Below are 22,659 nucleotides of genomic sequence, written 5' to 3'. Positions count from 1 at the left end.
CGGCCCGGACGGCACCGGCAAGCGCGACGCCGCCCAGGAGGTCGCCGAGCTCGTGCAGCGGCGCGGCATCATGGAGCCGCCGCTGTGGCTGGCCGCCGCGCCGGCGGGCCGGCGCGGCGCTGGTCGCGGCCGGGCTGCTGGCCGTCGCCGCCGACGCGGGGGAGGAGGTCGCGGGCCGCGGGTTGTGGGCGTTCTCGCTGGGGAACACCTGCCTCGGCGGGCTCGCGCTGATGATCATCGGAACCGGGATACTCTGCGCGCACCGCCTCCGCCCGGTCCGGGGGGTGCGGGAGGCCGTTCGCCCGCGCTGACTCGCGCGGGCCGATCGGCAGCGGACGGCGGCCGAGTGGGTCTACAGTTGGTCGGTCGCGGCGCGAACACATCCGCCGGATCGTTCGTCTAACGGAGACGACGGGCCGTACGGGCCATGTGGACGGGCCCATGCGGACGGTTCATGTGGACGGGTCACGTGGATGGGGCGCGCCGGACGGGGTACCACGGCGGCGGCGATCGGTGAAGGGGGCGCAGGCGAGTGCGGGAATACCTGCTCACGATCCTTGTCGCCGCCCTCGTCGCCTACCTGCTGACCCCCTCGGTGCGCAGGTTCGCCGTCTGGTTCGGGGCGCAGGCCGTCCCCCGCGACCGCGACGTGCACGTGATCCCGACGCCCCGGCTCGGCGGCCTGGCGATGTTCGGCGGCATGGTGTCGGCGCTGGTGGTGGCGACCGGTCTGCCGGAGATGCGCAAGGTCCTCTCGGACGGCGACATCAGCGTGGCGAAGGCGCTGCTGCTGTCCGGCGGGCTGATCGTGCTGATCGGCATCGCCGACGACCGGTGGGAGGTGGACGCGCTCACCAAGTTCGCCGGGCAGGTCGCGGCCGCCGGGATCTTCATCATGCAGGGCATCCAGATCTACGTGATCCCGCTGCCGACCGGCGAGTCGCTGTCGCTGCCGCCCGCCTACGGGGTGCCGCTGACCGTCTTCGTCGTGGTCGCGACGATCAACGCGGTGAACTTCATCGACGGCCTGGACGGCCTCGCCGCGGGCGTCGTCGGGATCGCCGCGCTGGCCCTGTTCTCCTACGCCTACCTGCTGTCGAAGTCCAACGGGCTGACCACGCTGACGGGCGCGACGCTCATCGCCGCGGTCCTGTTCGGGATGTGCGCGGGGTTCCTGCCGCACAACTTCAGCCCCGCCAAGATCTTCATGGGCGACACCGGCTCGATGCTGATCGGGCTGCTGCTCAGCGCGTCCACGATCATGCTGACCGGGCAGTTCGACCCGGCCGTCCTCGCCAACGGGCTGTTCCCGTTCTTCGTCCCGGTGCTGCTGATCCCGGCGGTGGCCGCGGTCCCGTTCATGGACATGCTGCTCGCGGTGCTGCGGCGCACCAGCCAGGGCCGGTCGCCGTTCTCCCCGGACAAGCAGCACCTGCACCACCGGCTGCTGCAGCTCGGCCACTCCACCCGCCGGGCCGTGCTGATCATGTACTTCTGGGTCGGGCTGCTGGCCTCCGGGCTGGTCGGGCTGGCGCTGTTCGACGCCGCGTGGATCACCCTCGGGGTGACGCTGCTGGTCGCGGTCGCCGGCGTCGTGCTGATGCTCCGCAAGCCGGGCCGCAAGAAGCCGGTCGCGGACGACGGGGGCGCCGGCGACCAGCCGGTCCGCCGCCCGCCGATGCGGGTCTGACCCGGTCACGCCCCGTTCCCGGCCGGACGCGGCCGCAGGCGGTACACAGGCCCCGGCACGTCGTTGCCCGATGTGGTAAAAGCAGGCCCTGAGCTGGGCTAAAGTCCAGGTGCGAGCGTGACCGGCGGCGGCCTCCGCGGCCCCGCATTCGCATTACCTCTAGGGTAATTGTGGACAATCCGGACGCTTGTGATACCTTTCACGAACAAGAAACGACCACTGACCGTGACCAGCCGGAGCCCTCATGCAAACCTCCGACGCTCGGATGCTCCGCGGCGCAGCGATCCCGACATCGGTCGTCGGGGTGGGCGCCGTGCTGATCGGCCTGCTGGCCGCCGGCGCCAAGGGCGCTCTGGCGGCGGCACTGGGCTCCGTCGTGGTGATCGCCTTCTTCTCGATCAGCGCCCTGGTGGTCTCCTGGGCCGCCCGGTACTCCGCGCAGACGATGATGCTGGCCGCGCTGGCCAGCTACATGGTGAAGATCCTCGCGGTGATGGTGCTGGTCACGACGATGGACGGCGTCTCGATCTGGGACACCAAGGTGTTCGGCTGGACGGTCATCGGGCTCGCGCTGCTCTGGATCGCCGCCGAGTTCCGGGTCGTGCTGCAGCGGAGGCCCTACATTGACGAACCCGAGAACGTCCTGGACCGGAGTCCGTGATGCACGCCTCGCGGACGGTGCCGGGCCCCCGGGACTACTCCAATATGACCACCGCACGGGTGGCCTGCTATCGTCCGGAGCGCGATGAGCGAGCAGAAGCCCCGGCCGGAGGACGGCCAGCGGGAATTCGCCGACGTCGCCTGGTCCGTGCCCAGCTACCTTCTCTCCGGGATGATCATCTGGGGCGGCATCGGGTGGCTGCTGTCCGAATGGACGCACCAGACCTGGCTGATCCCCATCGGCCTGATCATCGGTGCCGGGCTCGCCATCTACCTGGTCTACCTGAAGTACGGCAGCCACTCCTCCTGAGCGGCCCCGCCGAGGAAGCCGCCGAGGAAGCCTTCGTGAAACATCACCACATTGATGAAGGGAACGCCGCGTGAACGCGCTGACGGTCCTCGCCACCGGGGGAGACGAGTTCAAAGCCCCGGGCCCGGAGCTGTTCGACTTCCCGCCCCTGTTCGCCGGCGGCCCGGAGTGGCTGACCAAGCCCGTCGTCTTCGCGGTCGTCGGCGCGCTGGTGGTCTGCGGCCTGTTCTGGACGGCGTTCGCCAAGCCGAAGCTCGTGCCGCGCGGCATGCAGAACATCGGTGAGATCGGCTACATGTTCGTGCGGGACGAGATCGCCCGCCCGTTCCTCGGCAAGAACACCGACCGGTGGATGCCGATGCTCATGTCGCTGTTCTTCCTGATCTGGTTCTGGAACATCTTCGCGGTCATCCCGATCATCCAGTTCCCGGTCGCGTCGCACATCGCGTTCCCGATCGTGCTGGCGGTGTTCGTCTACATCGTCAAGGTGTACCTGGGCTTCAAGCACCAGGGCCCGGTGAAGTACTTCACCAACATGATCCCCAAGGGCCTGCCGCTCCCGGTCTACTTCCTGCTGGTGCCGATCGAGTACCTCTCGACGTTCATCCTGGCGCCCTTCACCCACGCGGTCCGGCTCTTCGCCAACATGTTCGCCGGCCACACGATCCTGGCGTTCTTCAGCCTCGTCGGCTTCTGGTTCCTCTTCGAGAAGCCCACCGCGCTCGGCTTCGGCGTCGGCATCGTCGGCGTCATCGTCACGATCCTGCTCACCGCGCTGGAACTGCTGATTCAGTTCCTGCAGGCGTTCCTGTTCGCGATGCTCGCCGCGATGTACATCCAGAGCGGCCTCGAAGCGGACCACTAGACCCCCGGAGTCCGTGCGCTCCGGTGCCGGGCTCGTCCAGACACCCTCGTTAGCCCAGACCGGCGGAGCCTCCGCCGGCCGACAGAAAAGGAATGAACCCATGACGGGAGCCGTCCTCGCCGCAGTCGAAGGCAACGTCACCTCGATCGGCTACGGCCTCGCGGCCATCGGCCCGGGCATCGGCATCGGCATCATCTTCGGTCAGGGCGTGAACGCCATCGCCCGCCAGCCGGAGCTCACCGGCGTCATCCGCACCAACATGCTGCTGGGCTTCGTCCTCACCGAGGCGCTGGCCCTCATCGGTCTGGTCGCGCCCTTCATCTTCCAGGGCATCTGACCACGGGTTCCAACTGAGGAAGGGCTGCAGACATGATCACAGCAGCTTCCGTCCTAGCGGCGGAGGAGAACAACCCTCTCGTCCCGCACCCGTACGAGCTGGTCGTCGGCATCTTCTCGTTCCTCGTCGTCATGATCGTCCTGGGGCGCATCCTCGTTCCGCGTCTGCAGAAGACGCTGGAGGAGCGCACCCAGGCGATCGAGGGCGGCCTCGAGCGGGCAGAGCAGGCGCAGAAAGAGGCCCAGCAGGTCCTCGATCAGTACAAGTCCCAGCAGAAGGCGGCCGCGGTCGAGGCGTCCAACGAGCGGCGCAAGGCCGAGGAGCAGGGCGCGCAGATCATCGCCGAGGCCAAGGAGAAGGCCCAGGCGGAGGCTCGCAAGATCGTCGAGGACGCGAAGAAGCAGATCGAGGCCGAGCGGCAGCAGGCGCTGCAGTCGCTGCGCGCCGAGATCGGCGCCATGTCGGTCGACCTCGCCGGTCGCGTCGTGGGCGAGTCCCTTGAGGACAGCGCGCGGCAGAGCCGGGTCGTCGACCGGTTCCTCGAGGAGCTGGAGAGCCGCGCTCGCACGCAGGAGCAGATCACATCATGACCATCACGGGAGCGGTGAGCAGGGCGTCGCTCGCCGAGGCCAGGACCCGGCTGGAGGCCGTCATTCCCTCCGCCGACCTGGCCGGGCTGGGCGCCGACCTGTTCGCGGTGCTGCACCTGATCGACCGCGAGCACGGCCTGCGCCGGGCGGTGTCCGACCCGGCGCGGGACGGTGCCGACAAGGCGCAGCTCGTCCAGATCCTGCTGGAGGGCAAGGTGTCGCCGGCCGCTCTCGGGCTGGTCGCCGACGTCGTCCGGCTGCGCTGGTCCAAGCCGTCGGAGCTGGCGGACGCGGTGGAGACCCTCGCGGTCACCGCCGAGGCCGCCCGCGCCGAGGCCGACGGGCAGATCGACGACCTGGAGGACGAGCTGTTCCGGTTCTCCCGGGTCGTCGAGGGGGAGGTCGCGCTGCGCTCCGCCCTCGCCGGTCCGGGCCTGCCGGACGACCGCAAGCTCGGCCTGCTCAACGCGCTGCTGGACGGCAAGGTCACGCCGGCCACGCTGACGCTGGTCACCGAGCTCGTGCTGCGCCCGCGAGGACGTAGCCTGGAAGGCGGGCTCGCCGAGTTCGGCAAGCTCGTCGCCCAGCGCCGGCGGCGGCTGGTCGCGCTGGTGCGGACGCCGACCGAGTTGTCGGCGCGGCAGCGGGCGCGGCTCGCCGAGGTGCTCGCCGCCGCGTACGGACACGAAGTACACCTGAACATCGAGCTCGACCCGAGCACGATCGGCGGACTGTCGATCGAGATCGGGGACGAGATCATCGACGGCACGATCGCCGGACGGCTGGACGACGTCCGCCGGAGGCTCGGCGCCGGCTGAGGCCGGTAGAGCTGGCTCCAACGCCGAGTGCCGGTAAAGCCGACCCTTAAGGGAGCAAGAGAGGAATCATGGCGGAGCTGACGATCCGTCCGGACGAGATCCGGAACGCGCTGGAGCGCTTCGTCCAGTCGTACGAGCCCGAGGCCGCCGCGCGCGAGGAGGTCGGCACCGTCGTCGATGCCGGCGACGGCATCGCCCACATCGAGGGCCTGCCCTCCGCGATGGCGAACGAACTCCTGGAGTTCGAGGACGGTACCCGTGGCCTGGCTCTGAACCTGGACGTGCGTGAGATCGGCGCCGTTGTCCTGGGTGACTTCAGCGGAATCGAGGAGGGCCAGAAGGTCCGGCGGACGGGCGAGGTCCTGTCGGCGCCGGTCGGCGACGCCTTCCTCGGTCGCGTCGTGGACGCGCTGGGCAACCCGCTGGACGGCCTCGGCCCGGTCGAGACGACCGAGCGCCGCGCGCTGGAGCTGCAGGCCCCCACGGTCGTGCAGCGGCAGTCGGTGAAGGAGCCGCTGCAGACCGGCATCAAGGCGATCGACGCGATGACGCCGATCGGCCGGGGCCAGCGGCAGCTGATCATCGGTGACCGGCAGACCGGCAAGACGACGGTCTGCGTGGACACCATCATCAACCAGAAGGAAGCCTGGGACACGGGCGACCCGAACAAGCAGGTGCGCTGCATCTACGTCGCGGTCGGCCAGAAGGGCTCCACGATCGCCAACGTCCGCCGCTCCCTGGAGGAGGCCGGCGCGCTGGAGTACACCACGATCGTGGCGGCTCCGGCGTCCGACCCGGCGGGCTACAAGTACATCGCCCCCTACACCGGGTCCGCGATCGGGCAGCACTGGATGTACCAGGGCAAGCACGTCCTGATCGTGTTCGACGACCTGTCGAAGCAGGCCGAGGCCTACCGCGCGGTGTCGCTGCTGCTGCGCCGCCCGCCGGGCCGCGAGGCCTACCCCGGTGACGTCTTCTACCTGCACTCGCGTCTGCTGGAGCGCTGCGCGAAGCTGTCGGACGACCTGGGCGGCGGCTCGATGACCGGCCTGCCGATCATCGAGACCAAGGGCAACGACGTGTCGGCGTACATCCCGACGAACGTCATCTCGATCACCGACGGGCAGTGCTTCCTGGAGACGGACCTGTTCAACCAGGGCGTCCGGCCGGCGATCAACGTCGGTATCTCGGTCTCCCGGGTCGGCGGCTCCGCGCAGATCAAGGCGATGCGCAAGGTCGCCGGCACGCTGCGCCTGGCGCTGTCGCAGTTCCGCGACCTGGAGGCGTTCGCCGCCTTCGCGTCCGACCTGGACGCGGCGTCCCGCGCCCAGCTGGAGCGCGGCGCCCGCCTGGTCGAGCTGCTGAAGCAGCCGCAGGGCGCGCCGTTCCCGGCCGAGCAGGAGGTCGTGTCCGTGTGGGCGGGCACCTCCGGCGAGCTGGACGACGTCCCGGTCGCCGACATCCGCCGCTTCGAGCGCGAGTTCCTCGACTACATCGAGCGCGAGGAGGGCGGCCTGCTGACCGCCATCCGCGAGACGGGGCAGCTCTCCGACGACGGCCTCACCAGCCTCAAGAACGCCATCACGGAGTTCAAGAAGGGCTTCCAGACCAGCGAGGGCGAGATGCTGGCCGAGGAGCCCGTGGAACCGATCGAGGCCGAGGACGTCGAGCAGGAGACCATCACCCGCGTCAAGAAGGACTGACGCCGATGGCCGCACAGCTTCGCCAACTCCGGCAGCAGATCAAGACGGTCAAGTCGACCGCCAAGATCACGCGTGCCCAGGAGATGATCGCCACGTCGCGGATCGTCAAGGCCCAGCAGGCGGTGGCGGCGTCCAAGCCGTACGCCGACCAGATCACGCAGGCCCTGACCGCGCTGGTGAGCCACCATGTGGGGATCGACCACCCGCTCCTGCAGGAGCAGCCGGCCGACACCCGCAGCGCCGTCCTGATCGTCACGAGCGATCGCGGGTTCTGCGGCGCCTACAACGCCAACGTGATCCGCGAGGCCGAGTCGCTGATCCGGGCGCTGCGGGACGAGGGCCGCGAGCCGGTCCCGTACGTGGTGGGCAACAAGGGCATCACCTGGTACCGGTTCCGGGGCCGGGAGGTCGCGCAGACCTGGAACGGGTTCAGCGACCGTCCGAACTTCGCGAACGCGGAGGAGATCGGCCGCCGGCTCACCCAGGACTTCCTCAAGACCGACGCCGAGGGCGGCGTCGGCGAGATCCACGTGGTCTACACCGAGTTCGTCTCGATGCTGACCCAGGCCGTCCAGGTCAAGCGGCTGGTGCCGCTGGAGATCGAGGAGAGCGAGTCCGCCAAGGTCCCGCCGGCGTACGAGTTCGAGCCGTCCGCGCAGGCGGCGCTCGACCTGCTGCTGCCCAACTACATCGAGAGCCGCATCTTCCACATGCTGCTCCAGTCGGCGGCGTCCTTCCAGGCGTCGGTCCGGCGGGCGATGAAGTCGGCGACCGACAATGCCAACGAACTGCTCGGGGTCTACACGCGCCAGATGAACCAGGCGCGGCAGGCCGCGATCACCCAGGAAATCAGCGAGATCGTCGGTGGCGCTGACGCGCTCGCCGAGTCTGGCGGGGAGTGATAATGACTGCACAGGTAGAGACGGCGACCGCGACCGGGCGCGTCGCGCGCGTCATCGGCCCGGTCGTCGACGTGGAGTTCCCCGCCGACGCCCTCCCGGACATCTACAACGCCCTGAACGTGCAGGTCACGCTCGGCGGCGAGGAGAAGACCCTGACCTTCGAGGTCGCCCAGCACCTGGGCGACAACATGATCCGGGCCATCTCCATGCAGCCGACGGACGGCCTGGTCCGCGGCGCCCCGGTGACCGACAGCGGCGAGTCCATCGCCGTCCCCGTCGGTGACATCACCAAGGGCCACGTGTGGAACGCCCTCGGCGAGGCGCTGGACGCCCCGACCGCGTCGCTGGAGATCAACGAGCGCTGGGGCATCCACCGCAAGGCCCCGGCGTTCGACCAGCTGGAGTCCAAGACCGAGATGCTGGAGACCGGCATCAAGGTCATCGACCTGCTCGCCCCGTACGTCAAGGGCGGGAAGATCGGCCTGTTCGGCGGCGCGGGTGTGGGCAAGACCGTCCTCATCCAGGAGATGATCCGCCGTGTCGCGCGCAACTTCGGCGGCACCTCGGTGTTCGCCGGCGTCGGCGAGCGCACCCGTGAGGGCAACGACCTCTGGGTGGAGATGGACGAGGCGGACGTCCTCAAGGACACCGCCCTCGTCTTCGGCCAGATGGACGAGCCGCCGGGCACCCGGCTGCGCGTGGCGCTGTCCGCGCTGACGATGGCGGAGTACTTCCGCGACGTCCAGGGCCAGGACGTGCTGCTGTTCATCGACAACATCTTCCGGTTCACGCAGGCCGGTTCGGAGGTCTCCACGCTGCTCGGGCGCATGCCGTCCGCGGTGGGGTACCAGCCGACGCTGGCCGACGAGATGGGCGTGCTGCAGGAGCGGATCACCTCGACGCGCGGTCACTCGATCACCTCGATGCAGGCGATCTACGTGCCCGCCGACGACATCACCGACCCGGCGCCGCACACCACGTTCGCGCACCTGGACGCCACGACGACGCTCTCCCGGAGCATCTCCGAGAAGGGCATCTTCCCGGCGGTCGACCCGCTCGACTCCACCTCGCGGATCATGGACCCGCAGATCCTGGGGAACGAGCACTACGAGGTCGCCCAGGAGGTCGTGCGGATCCTGCAGAAGTACAAGGAGCTGCAGGACATCATCGCGATCCTCGGTATCGACGAGCTGTCCGAGGAGGACAAGGTCACCGTCCAGCGGGCGCGGCGCATCGAGCGCTTCCTGTCGCACCCGATGTACGTGGCCGAGCAGTTCACCGGGCAGCCCGGTGTGACGGTCTCCAAGGACGAGACGGTCGCCTCGTTCAAGGCGCTGGCCGAGGGCAAGTACGACCACCTGCCCGAGCAGGCGTTCTTCATGTGCGGTGGCATCGAGGACGTCGAGAAGAAGGCCAAGGAGCTGGAGAAGTAGTCCGCACCGGCGGGGCCGCACCCGGGCCGTGCGTCCGGGGGCGGCCCCGCCGGTACCGCTCCAGTATTCGGAGGAAACAGACGTGGCAACCCTACGGGTCGGGCTGGTCTCGCCGGAGCGCGAGATCTGGACCGGCGAGGCCAAGATGGTGGTCGCCCAGACCATCGAGGGGTCGCTCGGCATCCTGCCGGGCCACGCCCCGGTGCTGGGCGTCCTGCTGGACGGCAGTGTGGTGAAGATCGAGCCGGCGGACGGCGGCGAGCCGGTCACGGCGGCGGTCGGCAGCGGCTTCTTCTCGGTCGCGGCCGACAAGGTGTCGGTGCTGGCGGAGCAGGCCGAGCTGGGCGGCGAGATCGACGTCGACGAGGCCCGGCGGGCGCTGGACTCGGCGCTCGAACTGGCGGGCGAGGACGCGACGCCGGAGCGGCGCGCCCGGGCGCGGCTGCGCGCGGCGGGCATCGAGGCCTAACATCGGGCCTAAGATCAGGCTCGGCACCATGGCCCGGGATCGTGGCCATGGGTCGTGGCCCGGGATCGTAGCCTGGGGTCGGGGCCTGAGATCGTGGTCTGACATCGAGGTCCGGAGTTCGACGGACGGCGGGGGACTTGGGCGAGCAGCTGGCAGTGGAGGTGGGCGGTGCGCTCACCGCGCTCGTCCTGCTGGCTGCCCTGCTGTTCGTCTGCATGGCGGTGCGCCGCTGGTTGTTCACGCGCGGCGGCGGCACCGTGGAGTGCAGCCTGCGTGAACTGTCCCGGGAGGGCGGAGCTCCGGGGGTGTGGCGGCTCGGCATCGGCCGGTACAAGGGCGATGAGCTCCACTGGCACCGCGTGTTCGGTTTCCGCAGACGGCCCCGGCAGGTGATCCACCGCCGGGGCCTCGTCGTGTCCAACCGGCGGCTGCCCGGCCCGGAGGAGGCCGAGGGCCTGCTCCCGGAGGTGAGCGTCATCGAGGTGCGGGACGGGGAGCTGACCGTCGAGCTGGCGATGGGCGCGGAGGCGCTGACCGGCTTCCTGTCGTGGCTGGAGGCGGCCCCGCCCGGACTTCCGGTGGATCTGCGCCCACCGGAGTGAGCTCCGCTTTGTGGGGCCGGCGGGTGCCCTGCGGGCGGCGGTGCGGCATGGCCTGGTAAGGCGCCGGTATCGAATCGTCCTGGCGGCGGCGGCGCTGCTTGAGGCGCCCGGGGCGCGGGACCAGGATCGCTCCTGGTCCGCTCGGTCCTCGTCCGCTGGAGTGCACGTGCGCAAGCTGATCACCGGCCGCAACCTCCTCACCGGCACCGCTGTGGCGCTGCCCGCGCTGTTCCTGCCGGCGGCCCTTCCGGCGGCGGGCGCCGCGCCGGAACGCCCCGACCTCGCGAAGCTGGTGACGCTGAAGGACGTCCAGGCGCACCTGGCCGCGTTCCAGGAGATCGCCGACTACAACGGCGGCAACCGCGCGGCGGGCACCTCGGGCTACGGGGTGTCGGTGAAGTACGTGGTCGGACGCCTCCGCAAGGCGGGCTTCTCCCCGAAGGTGCAGAAGTTCACCTACCCGTACTGGGCGGAGAGGTCCGACGCGGTGTTCGCGCGGACGGGGCCGTCGAAGAAGTCCTACGAGCGGGAGAAGGACTTCCTGACGTTCGCCTACTCGGGGGCCGGGGACGTCACCGCGGCCGCGGTCGCCGTCGACTACCCGGCCAAGGGCGACGGGACGAGCGGCTGCGAGAAGAGCGACTTCGACGGCTTCGCGAAGGGCTCGATCGCCGTCGTCCAGCGCGGCACGTGCACGTTCGCGGTGAAGGCGGAGCGGGCGCGGGCGGCGGGCGCGTCCGCCGTGGTCGTCGCGAACACGGCGAAGGAGAAGGGGCCGGTGAACGGGACGGTGTCGAAGACCGCCGCGATCCCGGTCATCGGCGTCACGCACGAACTGGGTACCGCGCTGGCGAAGGCCGCCAAGGGCGCCAGGGGCGGGAAGATCGCCCAGGGCGGGAAGACCGAGAAGGGCGGGAAGACCGCGCAGGGCGCGAAGGCCGGGAAGGGCGCGAAGGCCGGGAAGGGTGCGAAGGCCGGTCTGCGGCTGCGGGTGAAGGTCGACGCCGTCCACGGGAAGCGGTCGTCGTCCAACGTCATCGCCGACACCGAGCGCGGCGACCCCGACAACGTGGTGGTCGCCGGGGCGCACCTCGACAGCGTCCCGGAGGGCGCGGGGATCAACGACAACGGCACCGGCGCCGCGGCGCTGCTCGCCATCGCCGGGAAGATCAAGGAGCTCGGCAAGGGCGGGCTGCGCAACCGGGTGCGGTTCGCCTGGTGGGGCGCCGAGGAGGAGGGCCTGCGGGGGTCCGCGCACTACGTGAAGTCGCTGCGGGCGTCCGAACGGGAGAAGATCGCGCTGAACCTCAACTTCGACATGCTGGGCTCGCCCAACGGCGTCCGCGGCGTGTACGACGGCGACGGCTCCACCGGCGCCGGGACGCGGGCGCCCGCCGGGTCCGGGGCGATCGAGAAGATGTTCCGCGACTACTTCAAGAGCCGCCGCCTGCCGACCGTCGAGGGCGCGTTCGACGGGCGCTCCGACTACGGGCCGTTCATCGCGAAGGGCATCCCGGCCGGCGGCATCGCGACCGGCGCCGAGGGCGTGAAGACCGCCGCCGAGGCGAAGGCGTTCGGCGGCCGGGCCGGCAAGGCGTACGACCCCTGCTACCACGCCCGCTGCGACCGGGTGAAGAACGTGAACCTCAAGCTCCTCGACACCAACACCGACGGCGTCGCCCACGTCCTCCAGCATCTCGCCCGGACGACGGTCGCGGTCAACGGCGGCGCCCGGTTGGTGCTGCCGCTCATCCCGTCCGGGCGTGCGCCTGTCTGGGAGGGGCCCTACCAGGTCCGCTGAGACCGGCGCGGTCGTCTACTTGGTCGGTTAGTAGGGCGCGACCAGGATGCCGCCGTCGCGGGTGGCGAGCTTGATCTTGCGCTCGGACCGGGAGTCCTCGTGGATGGCGGGGTCGATCTCCTTGCCGCCGTTGTCGGTGGCCGCGCTGATGGCGTAGCTCTCGCCGGTGGGCGGCAGGCAGAGCTTGATGGAGCCGTTGTCGGTGTCGGCGTCGACGCTCGCGGGCGGCGCGGCGAGCCGCAGGTCGATGCCGCCGTCCCTGGTGCGGGCGGTGAGCCGCTCAGTGGTCAGCCCCTGCGCGTCGATGCCGCCGTTGTCGCTGCGGAGGTCGGCGACGGTGGCGGTCCCGCTGAGCCGGAGGCTTCCGTCGGCGGAGCGGACCGTCAGCTTCCCGGCGGTGAGCCCGGTCGCGTCCACGGAGCCGTTCTCGCTGCGCACGTCGGCGGTGGTGACGCGGCCGGAGACGCGCACCGACCCGTCCTGCGAGCTGAGGGAGACGTTGGACGCGCGCAGGTCCGTCGCCTTGATCGAGCCGTTCTGGGTGTGCAGCCGCACCGTCCCGCCGAGCCCGGACGCGTCGATCCGCCCGTCCCGGCTCTCGATCTCCACCGGCATCGAGCGCGGCACCCGGACGCGGTAGGAGACGCCGCACGAGGAGGACCCGAACCCGATCGCCTGGCCGCCGCACTTGGCCGTGAGCTTCAGCGTGGTGCCCTCGGTGACGTGCTTCACCCGCGGCTTGTTCCTGTCGTTGGACCAGCGCAGCCGCTCGTTGACCTCGATGCCGGGGGAGTCGGACGCGGTCACCACGACGCGGTTCCCGTTCCCCGCGATCGTCAGTTTGGCGACGCCGGCCGGCACCGTGTAGGAGCGGTCCTCGTGGCCGGTGCCGAAGCTCACGTTGCCGCAGGCGGTCAGCGTCGCCGCCGCCACCGCCGCCAGCGCTGCCGTGCCCGTCAGGGTCCTCACGTGGTCTCTCCCGTTGTCGCCGTGCCCCGTACATGACCAGCCTGTCCGGTACGGGGCGGCGGTACCAGGTGGGGAGCCGGTGAGCCGGTGGTGGGGTTAGCCCCACCCCCGGCGCCCGCACGGAGGGGTCAGCGCTCCCCGCCCGGCTTCCACAGGACGTCGCCGTGCCCGGCGTTCGCCACGCGGCACAGGATGAACAGCAGGTCCGACAGCCGGTTGAGGTACTTGGCGGTGAGCGGGTTCACGCCGCCCTCGGCGACCTCGTCGGCGCTGCCGTGCGCCTCGATCGCCGCCCAGGTGGTGCGCTCGGCGCGCCGCGCCACCGTCCGCGCGACGTGCAGTAGCGCCGCGCCCGGCGTCCCGCCCGGGAGGATGAAGCTGCGCAGCGCCGGAAGCTCGGCGTTGTGCTCGTCGCACGCCGCCTCCAGCCGCTCGATGTAGGACGGCTCGACGCGCAGCGGCGGGTACTGCGGGTCGGGGACGACCGGCGCGCACAGGTCGGCGCCCACGTCGAACAGGTCGTTCTGGACGCGGACCAGCAGCGTCGCGACGTCGTCCGGCAGCGAGCCGAGCGCGAGGGCCGCGCCGATCGCGGCGTTGGCCTCCTCGACGTCGGCGTAGGCGGCGAGGCGCGGATCGGTCTTGCGGGTCCGCGACGCGTCGCCGAGCGCGGTGGTGCCGTCGTCGCCCGTCCGGGTGTAGATGCGCGAGAGTACGACGGGGTTGTCCCTGTTCTTCGCCATGTCCCGCAGCCTAGCCCTGCCGTTCTCCGAAGCTCGTTCGGTAGGGTTCCGGAAAGACCCCGGAGGCCGCCGTGTACGACTACATCATCGTGGGAGCGGGGAGCGCGGGCTGCGTCCTCGCCGCAAGACTGACCGAGGACCCCTCCGTAAAGGTCCTGCTGCTGGAGGCGGGCCCGCCCGACGACGCGCCGGAGATCCACATCCCGGCCGCCGTGGCGGCGCTGATCAAGGGCCCCTACGACTGGGACTACGCGACCGTCCCGCAGGAGCACGCGGCGGGCCGCAGCGTGTACTGGCCGCGCGGGCGGACGCTCGGCGGCAGCTCGTCCACCAACGCGATGATCTACATCCGCGGCGCCCGGTACGACTACGACACCTGGCGCGACGCGCACGGCTGCGACGGCTGGGGCTACGAGGACCTGCTCCCGTACTTCCAGCGTGCCGAGGACCAGCAGCGCGGCGACCTCCCCTACCACGGCGTCGGCGGCCCCCTCCGCGTCGAGGACCTGCGCTACAAGCACCCGCTGACCCGCGCCTGGGTGCAGTCGGCGAAGGCGTACGGCCTCGCCGCCAACCCCGACTTCAACGGCGCCGACCAGGACGGCGTGGGCTTCTACCAGGTCACCCACAAGCGCGGCCGGCGCTGGTCGACCGCCGCCGGGTACCTGCACCCGATCGAGAACCGGCCGAACCTCACCGTCGTCACCGACGCCCTCGCCACCCGCGTGGTGATCGAGGACGGGCGGGCCGTCGGCGTCCGCTACGAGGCGCGCGGCGAGACGCACTCGGCGCGCGCCGAGGCGGAGGTCATCCTGTCCGGCGGCGCGGTGAACAGCCCGCAGCTGCTCATGCTGTCGGGCGTCGGCCCCGCCGACCACCTGCGCTCGCTGGGCATCGACGTCCTGGTCGACTCGCCGGTGGGGCAGGGCCTCCAGGACCACCCGTTCGTGAACGTCATGTTCGCCACGCCGCGGACGAAGGTGCTGTGGGAGCAGGCCAACGCGCGCGCGTTCGCCCTGTACCAGGCGCTGGCGCGCGGCCCCTACGCGTCGAACGTGGCCGAGGCGGGCGGGTTCGTCCGGACGGTCGAGGGGCTGCCCGCGCCCGACCTCCAGTACCACGTCCTGCCGACGCCGTTCGTGAACCAGGGGCTCGTCGACGTGACCGAGCGGCTGCTGTCGGTCATGGTCACCGCGATCGCGGTGGAGAGCCGCGGCGCGCTGACGCTGCGGTCGGCCAGCCCGTACGCCAAGCCGCTGATCGACCCGGCCTACCTCGCCGCGAAGGCGGACCTGGACATCCTGGTCGCGGGCGTCCGGCAGGCCCGCGAGATCGCCGCGTCCGGGCCGCTCGCGTCGCTGGTCGGCGGCGAGTGGGCGCCGGGGGAGCAGGCCGACTCCGACGAGGCCGTCACCGAGTTCGTCCGCCGCGAGGTCGCGACGCTGTTCCATCCGACCAGCACGTGCGCCATGGGCGGGGACGGTGCGGTCTGCGATGCGGAGCTGCGGGTGCGGGGGGTTGAGGGGCTGCGGGTTGTGGACGCTTCCGTCATGCCTACGGTTCCCCGGGGCAACACGAACGCGCCGACCATTGCGATCGCGGAGCGTGCTGCCGATCTGATCCGTGGACGTACGCCGCTGGCGCCCGCCAACGCTGGGACGTAGCCCGCGTCTGGCAGCGGGTCTAGCAGCGCGGCTGGCGGCGAGTCTGGAAAAGAAGAACGCCCCCGTCCTCTTCGGACGGGGGCGTGCGCTGCGTACAGGCGGCGGGCGTCACCGCTTCAGGGCCTTCGCAATCCGGACGCGGCGCGCGTCCTTGGCCTCGTTGCGCAGTACGCGTACGCGGTCGTTGATGATGACCTTGTCGATCTCCGGGCGGATCATGTCTGACTCCTCGTTCCCGCCGGGCCCTTGTGGCCTGACATGTACAAGGTTCGTCCTAAGCCCCCACCCCCCACATGGGGACGACGCCTTATATCCGCCGCCTAAGACCGCCTTAGTGCGCGGCCTACGAGCCCGAAGGGCCTGAGTTGGACGCTCAGTCGCGCATCCAGGAGCTCGCCGACCGCCTTACCGCGCCGGGTACCGCCTCCGGCGAGGAGGTCGGTCTCCAGATCGCCGCCTACCTCGACGGCGAACGGGTGGTGAACGTGTGCGCCGGCGTCGCGGACTCGACCACCGGCCGTCTGGTCGACAAGCGCACCCTCTTTCCGGCCGCAGGTCTGATCTCAACGCTCGTCCATGTGCTCGCCGACCGCGGGCAGCTCGACTACGGCGTCCCGGTCGCCGCCTACTGGCCGGAGTTCGCCGCCCACGAAAAGGTCGGGATCACCCTCGCCCACGTCCTCACGCACACCGCCGGGGTACCGCAGACGCCGCCCGGCGTCGCCCTGGAGGACCTCGCTGACTGGGACGGGATGTGCGCGCGGATCGCCGACCTTCGACCGCTCTGGCGGCCCGGCAGCGCGACCGGATGGCACGCCCTGACCTTCGGTTTCATCCTGGGTGAGGTCGTCCGGCGGGTTGCTCAGACCTGTTGGGCGACTTCCCGCCTGGCTCGCTGTTCTATGAGGTCGTCCCGGCTTGGCTGTGGGCAGGCGCGGAGATGGGGAACCGGCCTGAAAGCTGGATGCTGCCGGGCCCGGCCGGAAGCGCGGCGACGGCCGATGCTCTCGCCCGAATGTTCGCCGCGCTCATCGGGGAGGTGGACGGTGTCCGCCTTGTCGGCCCCGCCACGGCCGGTCGGTTCTCGGAGGCCGTCACGACCTGGGAGGACAGGGTGACGAGGGCGTCCATCCCGAAGGGGCTCGGCTACCAGGTCGGGCTCGTGCCGATGGGGAACACCATCGCCTTCGGGTGGCAGGGCGGCGACGGCCTCATGTTCGCCGACCCCGGGCGCGGGCTCGCCCTCGCCTGCATGCACAACCTCCTGACGGACGCGCCGCTGGGCAGTGCCTACCGGGTCGCCGACGAGGTTCGGCTCGCGCTCGGCCTGGAGACCGGGATGATCCAGGCGATCAGGAGGAGGATGGGGGAACGCGCGGCACGCCGCATCCGCAGACGCGTCGCGAGGCGGCGCAAAAGGGTGGACGGGTGGGAGCGGGATCTGCGATCATCCGGCACATGATCGATGAAAGGGGCGTCGCCGCCCTCGTCCGGTGAGCGGTTACGCGCAGCGGGAAGCTGCGAACGTCCGCTCGGAATGGCTCGGGCACCTGCTGTCCACCGAGCCCGCCGACCGTCCGGCCGCCGAAGCGGCCATCTCTGAGTTCTACCGCCTGATCGGCCTCGGCCCGCCTCGTTTCCACTGGGTGGCTTCGCCGGTGGCCGCGCTGGAGACCGTCCCGCTCGGCGTACGGGCATCCGAGGCTCCAGATCGTTTCCCCGACTGGCCGCTGCCGCCGCGTTTCCGCCGCCTGCTCGGCGAGCTGACCGTGGGGCTCGATGCGACGGTCGCGCGCGGCCATCCGCTGGTGGAGCGGAGCGTGGGCCAGTCCGTGAGAGATCCGCTCATGGCGTCCGTGCGCAGCACGCTGCGGCCGGCGCTTGGCGGCCGTGAGAGGGCTGGACGGGTGCTCGACTGGTACTCGGCCTGGTGCCTCTCCAGGGTCGCCCACTACGACGCCATCCGCCGGACGTCCGGTGTGGTGTTCACGCCCGAGCAGGGACGGCTGCTCGGCCTGTGGGGGGCGCTGGTCCGGTCGTGCGGCTGGTGGTGGCCGCGCGAGCACGTGTGCGTCGTCTCCGAGCGTCCCGTCGAACTGCACACCGAGATCTGGGACGACGACGGGCGGGTGCGGCTGCACCGCTCGGACGGTCCCGCGCTCCGGTACGGCGACGGGTGGGACGTCCACGCCTGGCACGGCACGCGGGTGCCCGCATGGGTGATCGACGACCCGGACGTCGGACGGATCGAACGGGAGACCAACGTCGAGGTCCGGCGGTGCGCCATCGAGAACATGGGGTGGGGCGACTACATCGACCGGGCCGGGCTCCGGCTCGTCGCCGTCGCGCCCGACCCCGGCAACCCCGGCTCCGAACTGCGCCTCTACGACCTGCGCGAGCAGACCAGGGTGCTGCTCGCCGTCAACGGCTCCGTCGAGCGCGACGGGCACCGCCGCCGCTACGGGCTGACCGTGCCGGCCGCCATTCCGGACCCGGTCGCCGCCGCCGGCTGGACCTACGGGCTGTCCGCCGACCAGTACTCACGCCTCGTCCGCCGAACCTGAAGGTGAATCACATGACCGTGACTCTCGCGTCCCTTTCGCAGCAGACCGGACTCGCCGTGCTCGACCATCTCGAGCAGTCGGTGAGCATCCCCGTCGTCGACGGGCTCCAGGCCCAGGGCGACCTGATCGTCATCCCCTTCGCCGAAGTCTCCGCCTCCCTGTCGCTCCGGCCGGACGCCGAATGGCAGGACGTCCCGCCCGAGGGCGTCGAACTGCTGCGGGGCGAGGCGGGCGGCAACCCGCATACGCTCGTCGCCGACCCCGGCACCTGCCGCTGGACGAGGCGGGCGGGGGACTCCACCGGCCTCGCGATCGGCGTCTTCGAGGCGTCCGCCACCGTGTACTTGCTGCATCCCGAGCATGGCGCTTCTGGCTGCACGCCGGGGCGCTATGTGGTGAGGCGGCAGCGCGAGTACACGGTTGGTGGGTGGGGGTCGCGACTCGTCGCCGACTAGTTCCTGCCGCGAGGAGACTGACTGCAGCGCATCGAAACTGGCTGCAGCGGAGTTGGACGTAAGGGAAAGCGCCTCCGTCTTGATGGGCGGGGGCGCTGACCTGTGTGGGCCTTCTGGTGGGCGGCTGTTTCTCTAGCGGTCTTGCGGGCACGGGCTCGGCGTTGTTCTTTCGAATCTGCCTTGTGATCGTCAATGCCAGTTTTGTGATCGCTGTTGTTCATCGGTTAATCGGTTATGTGATGGTGTTTCGGGTTTCCGGTACAGGTCGGCGTGAGGCTTTCGCTTTAGTCGGCTGGTCGTTGCTGGTTGGCCTGCGGTCGGCGCGTGGCTGAGGTCCCTTTTTATCGGTTTTATGTGGTTCCGGTGGGTGGGCGGTTGCGGTGGCCTTCCGAAGGTGGGTGTGCGAGTTCAGGTGTGCTGCCGGTTGCTGTCACGTTGGTTGCGGTTGTCGGTTGGGGTGGGGTGTTTGATCTGCGGGTTCGTGCGGGGTGCTGTCGGTGCCGCGCTTCGCGCGGAAAAGCGGTCGGCGAGGGCGGGTGATGGTGGGGGTCGTCGGTGATGGCGCGCGCGGAGCGCGCGCTCGGGTCCTGACCCGCGCTTGCCTTCCACCTGTGCACCTGGCTTCGTGTCTCTGACCGCAACCAACGTGACAGTAACCGGCGACTTGGTGTGAGGTGCGCATCTTTGCTTCGGGAGGCGCCTCAGCCGTCCACTTGGCGCAACCACCCCAATCCGATGAAGCCGTGCTCAGCCCGCGCCGACCGTTGGATGATCGGTGGCCGTAAGGAGCGTCCTTTTGTGGGGTGGCGAAAAAGATGGTGATCGTAATTGGAAGTGTCTGAATTGTCCGGTGGTATTGGGGGTGGGTCGCGCTATAATTGAGGTGGCAATTCGGGTTGGGAGGTGAACCCCCGTGTCCATGTCCGCTCAGGTCGCCACAATCGGTGGTGGGCAGCGTGAATGGGAAGACCGGGCGTGGTTCCCGCCCGGCCCGCAATTGGCGGTCTGCCTGTCGGGTACGAAAGAGCGCCTGGCGGATCTGACCGATGACGAGCTCCTCCAGGTCGCAGCGGCCGCTCGTCGGCAGACCTCCTGGGCGCAGGCGCGGGAGTTGGCCGCGATCGCCGAACTCACCCGCCGCCGCACATCCGAGGAAGACTCTGGCACCGAGGAGTCCGGTGACCCCGAGTACCGGGTCCTCTCGGCCCGCGAATCGGTGGCCGAAGAGGTCGCCGTCGCTCTCACCGTCACTGGGAACGCCGCCGCCACCCTGGTCCATTTGGCTGAACAGTTGACCGGCCCGCTTGCACGAACTGGAGAGGCGCTGGCCGCCGGTCACGTCGACATGGCGAAGGCCCGCGTGATCTGCGACGTCACCGAGAACCTTCCTGGTGACGTGGCGAGGAAGGTCCAGTGCGTTGCCCTGGAGAAGGCGCCTGAGCAGACCACCGGGCAGCTCCGCCGCCGGATCAAGCGACTCGCGCAGCGACTCGCACCCGAGGCGATCGAAGAGCGTAAGCGCGAAGCGGTCCGGCGTCGGCGCCTGGAACTGTGGGACACGCCGTCCGGCACCTCGGATCTGTCGCTGTGCGATCTGGCGACCGAGGATGCCCACGCCATCTTCAACAAGATCACTGCTGCGGCGAACGGCATCAAGGCCGAAGGTGACCCGCGTCCGCTGAGCACCGTACGCGCCGACCTCGCCACTCGGCTCCTGCACGGTGTCGAGCTTCCCGAAGCCGTCCGCACCCTTCTTTCCCAGACGTGCGACGAGACTGATGCACAGTCCCGGCCGATCGGGCCGGTGAGCGTCCTCAGCGTGACGGACCAGGGCGAGGCGATCGGTGCTCGGCTCGATGACGAGTCCGGTGTTGCCGATGCGCAGCTTGTGGGTCTCGCGGACGAGGTGGATCGGCGTCTGAACCACGTGCGCGGACGCGTCCATCCCCGCGACCTGCCACATGCCATCCGGCAGGCAGCGGGGCGGATACGTGACCAGCTCGCAGGTGCCCGCGACGTTGCGTGCCAAGGTGACGAGGAGCGCCACGGCAGCCCCGGTTATCGGCCGCCCGTCGCCATGCGCCAGGAGATCGAGGCCCGCCACAGCAGGTGTGTGTTCCCCACCTGCAATCAGCCTTCGCGGCGCTGCGACCTTGACCACACGATCCCGTGGCGGCCGGGCCTGACCTGCCGTTGCAACCTCGCCCCGCTCTGCAGACGCCACCACCGGCTGAAACAGTCCCCGGGTTGGAAACTCCACCAGATCTGGCCCGGGTTGCTCATCTGGATCACGCCGTCCGGAGGCTGGTACATCGTCCGGCCCGACCGCCAGTAACTCCGCGTCCAGTCCGATGCCCTCGTCGGCCGGGATGGGGTCCATGCGGCGGCGTCCGTGCTGGGGAGTCGAGCAGCTCGGTGGGTGGGTAAGCGCGGCGGTGGCTGATTTCTCACATCAGCTTCGATTATTTACAAGCTGCACATGTATTAATATCGGGGCTCAGCGTTCCGGCGAGGTGGCTTGCTGGGGCGACCGGTGGCGGTCTGAGTGCCGTCCTGACGTGGCGTTGGGGTTGCGGAACATGGAGATCGAGTCGCTGGCGGCGGCGCTGGAGCGGGAGCACCACGAGATCGACGAGGGGATCGAGGTGTTCACGGCCGATCCGGTGGCCGGGGAGCGGGACCGGGAGCCGCTGGCGCGTGCCGTGCGTGCGCTGCGTCGGCACATCTACCTCGAAGAGGAGTTCCTGTTCCCGGCGCTGCACGCGGCGGGGCTGATGGCGCCGGTCCTGGTGATGCTGCGGGAGCACGGGGAGATGTGGGGGACGCTCGACGCCCTCGATGACGCGCCGGACGACGATGCCGCGCTCACGCTGTGCCGGCGCCTGAACGTCCAGCTCCTGCACCACAACATGAAGGAAGAGAAGATCCTCTACCCGGAGCTGCAGCGGGTCGTGCCGGAGCCGCAGGAGGAGCGGCTGCGGGCCTTCCTGCAGACCGGGGAGATGCCTGCGGACTGGGTGTGCGTGCGGGCCCGCGGCTGAGCGAACGGAGAGCATGGTGGAGAAGAAGCCCGTCGTCGGCAGTGCGTCCGCGCTCGCGGAGTTCCGCGCCGACTCGTTCTGCCCGAAGGTGCTGTCGGCGACCGACCTCACCAAGGTGATGCTCGTCGGTATGGAGGACGGGCAGGAGATCCCGCTGCACACGCCGGGTGTGGAGCTGGCCCTGGCGATCCTTGAGGGGGCCGGGGAGGTGTGGGTCGGGGACGGTCCGCATGCTGTTGCGGCGGGTGACGTCGTGGTGATTCCCGCTGGGACGACTCGGGGTGTGCGGGCTCGTGGTGGGCGGCTGGTCTTCATGAACGTCGTGTCGCCGCCCCCGACTGCGGCGGACCACGAGGTCGAGCGGCGTCCGTGGCCGGTCGCCGGTGAGTCCTCCGTCAGTTGAGGTAGACGGTGTGCTCGGCGAGGGTCGGGGTCAGGTGCGGGGGAAGGTCCGCCATGGCCGAGACCTCCTCGGCCGAGGTGAAGGTCTGCAGGTCCTCGCGCAGGCGCACGATGCGTTCGGCCATCTCCGGGGTGATGCCGGGGATGGTCGCGATCACGGACGCGGGGGCGTGGTTGATGTCGACGAGGCCGCCGTCGTCGAAGGTCCTCGGCAGGTCGGGTCGGCCGATGTGCATCTCCAGTGCCGTTCGGGGGTCGTCGCGGGCGATGGCGGCTGCTCGGGCGCGCAGGTCGCGGCGGTCGCGGGCCTCCTGTTCGGCCCGTGCGAGGGTGCGGGAGGGTGTGGTCGGTCCGAACACCCGGCGCCTGACGGCGAGGGCGTGGAGCGTTCCGCCGAGCCATGACACGGTCCACGTCAGGACGAAGACGGAGTCGGCGGTGCTGCCGTTCTCGCTCTTCGCCGTCGCGAGCATCGCCGTGACGAGGGCGAGGTAGGGGATCGTTGCCGCCCACAGGACGATGCTCTTTGTGCGGGCGGCCGCGTATCCCATCGTGATGGGCGTGGCGTAGCCGAGAGTGAGGAGTGGGCTTAGAGCCCATGCGTAACTTGCCGCGGTTCTGGCCATGGTTTCCCCTGAGTC

At 70.2% G+C, this 22,659-nt stretch carries 25 protein-coding genes and 1 pseudogene; 22 read left to right on the top strand and 4 right to left on the bottom strand.

Annotation, left to right across the window (positions count from 1 at the left end):
• On the bottom strand, positions 1–238 hold a 238-nt coding region (locus AB0K34_RS29345), incomplete at its 3' end, for a hypothetical protein (protein ID WP_364552179.1).
• A 294-nt stretch (positions 239–532) separates the two neighbouring features.
• Between AB0K34_RS29345 and AB0K34_RS29340 the strand changes: the two genes are divergently transcribed.
• From AB0K34_RS29340 to AB0K34_RS29280, 13 genes are all read left to right on the top strand, one after another.
• Positions 533–1,690: an MraY family glycosyltransferase gene (locus tag AB0K34_RS29340; RefSeq protein ID WP_138632465.1), complete on the top strand. Its 1,158-nt coding sequence runs from the start codon at positions 533–535 to the stop codon at positions 1,688–1,690.
• A 244-nt stretch (positions 1,691–1,934) separates the two neighbouring features.
• Positions 1,935–2,351 carry a hypothetical protein gene (locus AB0K34_RS29335; protein ID WP_364552177.1) on the top strand — a complete coding sequence of 139 codons (417 nt, stop codon included), beginning with the start codon at positions 1,935–1,937 and terminating at the stop codon, positions 2,349–2,351.
• 84 nt (positions 2,352–2,435) lie between these two features.
• Complete coding sequence (locus AB0K34_RS29330; protein ID WP_138632471.1) at positions 2,436–2,660, top strand: hypothetical protein; 225 nt, start codon at positions 2,436–2,438, stop codon at positions 2,658–2,660.
• A 70-nt stretch (positions 2,661–2,730) separates the two neighbouring features.
• A complete protein-coding gene (gene atpB, locus AB0K34_RS29325) occupies positions 2,731–3,525 on the top strand; it encodes a F0F1 ATP synthase subunit A (RefSeq protein WP_138632474.1) in 795 nt (264 codons plus the stop codon).
• A gap of 100 nt (positions 3,526–3,625) precedes the next feature.
• Positions 3,626–3,862 (top strand): ATP synthase F0 subunit C, encoded by a 237-nt coding sequence (gene atpE / locus AB0K34_RS29320; RefSeq protein WP_089330861.1) that lies wholly within the window; start codon positions 3,626–3,628, stop codon positions 3,860–3,862.
• A gap of 32 nt (positions 3,863–3,894) precedes the next feature.
• A complete protein-coding gene (locus AB0K34_RS29315) occupies positions 3,895–4,452 on the top strand; it encodes a F0F1 ATP synthase subunit B (protein ID WP_171068786.1) in 558 nt (185 codons plus the stop codon).
• On the top strand, positions 4,449–5,270 hold the full coding sequence (locus AB0K34_RS29310) for a F0F1 ATP synthase subunit delta (protein WP_364552174.1): 822 nt from the start codon (positions 4,449–4,451) through the stop codon (positions 5,268–5,270). Before AB0K34_RS29315 ends, AB0K34_RS29310 begins: the two co-directional genes overlap by 4 nt.
• A 68-nt stretch (positions 5,271–5,338) precedes the next feature.
• Positions 5,339–6,973 (top strand): F0F1 ATP synthase subunit alpha, encoded by a 1,635-nt coding sequence (gene atpA / locus AB0K34_RS29305; RefSeq protein WP_138632480.1) that lies wholly within the window; start codon positions 5,339–5,341, stop codon positions 6,971–6,973.
• A gap of 5 nt (positions 6,974–6,978) precedes the next feature.
• Positions 6,979–7,875 (top strand): F0F1 ATP synthase subunit gamma, encoded by an 897-nt coding sequence (locus AB0K34_RS29300; protein WP_138632483.1) that lies wholly within the window; start codon positions 6,979–6,981, stop codon positions 7,873–7,875.
• A 2-nt stretch (positions 7,876–7,877) separates the two neighbouring features.
• Positions 7,878–9,308: a F0F1 ATP synthase subunit beta gene (gene atpD / locus AB0K34_RS29295; RefSeq protein WP_138632486.1), complete on the top strand. Its 1,431-nt coding sequence runs from the start codon at positions 7,878–7,880 to the stop codon at positions 9,306–9,308.
• 82 nt (positions 9,309–9,390) lie between these two features.
• Positions 9,391–9,777, top strand: a complete 387-nt coding sequence (locus AB0K34_RS29290) for a F0F1 ATP synthase subunit epsilon (protein ID WP_138632489.1) — start codon at positions 9,391–9,393, stop codon at positions 9,775–9,777.
• A gap of 137 nt (positions 9,778–9,914) precedes the next feature.
• The gene (locus AB0K34_RS29285) at positions 9,915–10,379 is read left to right on the top strand and encodes a DUF2550 domain-containing protein (protein ID WP_138632492.1); all 465 of its coding nucleotides are present in this window, start codon (positions 9,915–9,917) and stop codon (positions 10,377–10,379) included.
• A gap of 166 nt (positions 10,380–10,545) precedes the next feature.
• Entirely contained in the window at positions 10,546–12,180 is a 1,635-nt protein-coding gene (locus AB0K34_RS29280; protein WP_364552168.1) for a M28 family peptidase, read from the top strand.
• A gap of 27 nt (positions 12,181–12,207) precedes the next feature.
• On the opposite strand, the gene AB0K34_RS29275 is transcribed toward AB0K34_RS29280, so the two are convergent.
• Both AB0K34_RS29275 and AB0K34_RS29270 read right to left on the bottom strand, forming a co-directional pair.
• The gene (locus AB0K34_RS29275; RefSeq protein ID WP_364552166.1) at positions 12,208–13,149 is read right to left on the bottom strand and encodes a DUF4097 family beta strand repeat-containing protein; all 942 of its coding nucleotides are present in this window, start codon (positions 13,147–13,149) and stop codon (positions 12,208–12,210) included.
• Between the two features lie 128 nt (positions 13,150–13,277).
• Positions 13,278–13,892 carry a cob(I)yrinic acid a,c-diamide adenosyltransferase gene (locus tag AB0K34_RS29270; protein ID WP_138632497.1) on the bottom strand — a complete coding sequence of 205 codons (615 nt, stop codon included), beginning with the start codon at positions 13,890–13,892 and terminating at the stop codon, positions 13,278–13,280.
• A 71-nt stretch (positions 13,893–13,963) separates the two neighbouring features.
• Here AB0K34_RS29270 and AB0K34_RS29265 point away from each other — a divergent pair, with 71 nt between their 5' ends.
• The 9 genes and pseudogenes from AB0K34_RS29265 (at position 13,964) to AB0K34_RS29225 (ending at position 22,019) form a co-directional block, all read left to right on the top strand.
• Positions 13,964–15,556 carry a GMC family oxidoreductase N-terminal domain-containing protein gene (locus tag AB0K34_RS29265; RefSeq protein ID WP_364552163.1) on the top strand — a complete coding sequence of 531 codons (1,593 nt, stop codon included), beginning with the start codon at positions 13,964–13,966 and terminating at the stop codon, positions 15,554–15,556.
• A gap of 365 nt (positions 15,557–15,921) precedes the next feature.
• Positions 15,922–16,371 (top strand): annotated as a pseudogene (locus tag AB0K34_RS29260) (serine hydrolase domain-containing protein); the annotation flags it as partial.
• Between the two features lie 56 nt (positions 16,372–16,427).
• The gene (locus AB0K34_RS29255; RefSeq protein WP_364552161.1) at positions 16,428–17,018 is read left to right on the top strand and encodes a serine hydrolase; all 591 of its coding nucleotides are present in this window, start codon (positions 16,428–16,430) and stop codon (positions 17,016–17,018) included.
• A gap of 31 nt (positions 17,019–17,049) precedes the next feature.
• Positions 17,050–18,120 carry a DUF6745 domain-containing protein gene (locus AB0K34_RS29250; protein WP_364552159.1) on the top strand — a complete coding sequence of 357 codons (1,071 nt, stop codon included), beginning with the start codon at positions 17,050–17,052 and terminating at the stop codon, positions 18,118–18,120.
• 11 nt (positions 18,121–18,131) lie between these two features.
• Complete coding sequence (locus tag AB0K34_RS29245; RefSeq protein WP_364552157.1) at positions 18,132–18,575, top strand: hypothetical protein; 444 nt, start codon at positions 18,132–18,134, stop codon at positions 18,573–18,575.
• A 104-nt stretch (positions 18,576–18,679) separates the two neighbouring features.
• A complete protein-coding gene (locus AB0K34_RS29240) occupies positions 18,680–18,907 on the top strand; it encodes a hypothetical protein (RefSeq protein ID WP_364552155.1) in 228 nt (75 codons plus the stop codon).
• 587 nt (positions 18,908–19,494) lie between these two features.
• Positions 19,495–20,910, top strand: a complete 1,416-nt coding sequence (locus AB0K34_RS29235) for an HNH endonuclease signature motif containing protein (RefSeq protein ID WP_138632518.1) — start codon at positions 19,495–19,497, stop codon at positions 20,908–20,910.
• A gap of 244 nt (positions 20,911–21,154) precedes the next feature.
• Complete coding sequence (locus AB0K34_RS29230; RefSeq protein ID WP_364552154.1) at positions 21,155–21,616, top strand: hemerythrin domain-containing protein; 462 nt, start codon at positions 21,155–21,157, stop codon at positions 21,614–21,616.
• A gap of 13 nt (positions 21,617–21,629) precedes the next feature.
• On the top strand, positions 21,630–22,019 hold the full coding sequence (locus AB0K34_RS29225) for a cupin domain-containing protein (RefSeq protein WP_301175832.1): 390 nt from the start codon (positions 21,630–21,632) through the stop codon (positions 22,017–22,019).
• Here the strand turns inward: AB0K34_RS29225 and AB0K34_RS29220 are convergent.
• Positions 22,012–22,569, bottom strand: coding sequence for a helix-hairpin-helix domain-containing protein (locus AB0K34_RS29220; RefSeq protein ID WP_364552151.1), 558 nt, complete (start codon positions 22,567–22,569; stop codon positions 22,012–22,014). The two genes, AB0K34_RS29225 and AB0K34_RS29220, sit on opposite strands and share 8 nt — an antisense overlap.
• Between the last annotated feature and the right edge of the window lie 90 nt (positions 22,570–22,659).

It is taken from the genome of Actinomadura sp. NPDC049382 (genome assembly GCF_040677125.1).
Classification (GTDB): Bacteria; Actinomycetota; Actinomycetes; order Streptosporangiales; family Streptosporangiaceae; genus Spirillospora; species Spirillospora geliboluensis.
The sequence above is the reverse complement of the archived record's forward strand: the minus strand, read 5'-3'. Positions and strand labels throughout refer to the sequence as shown.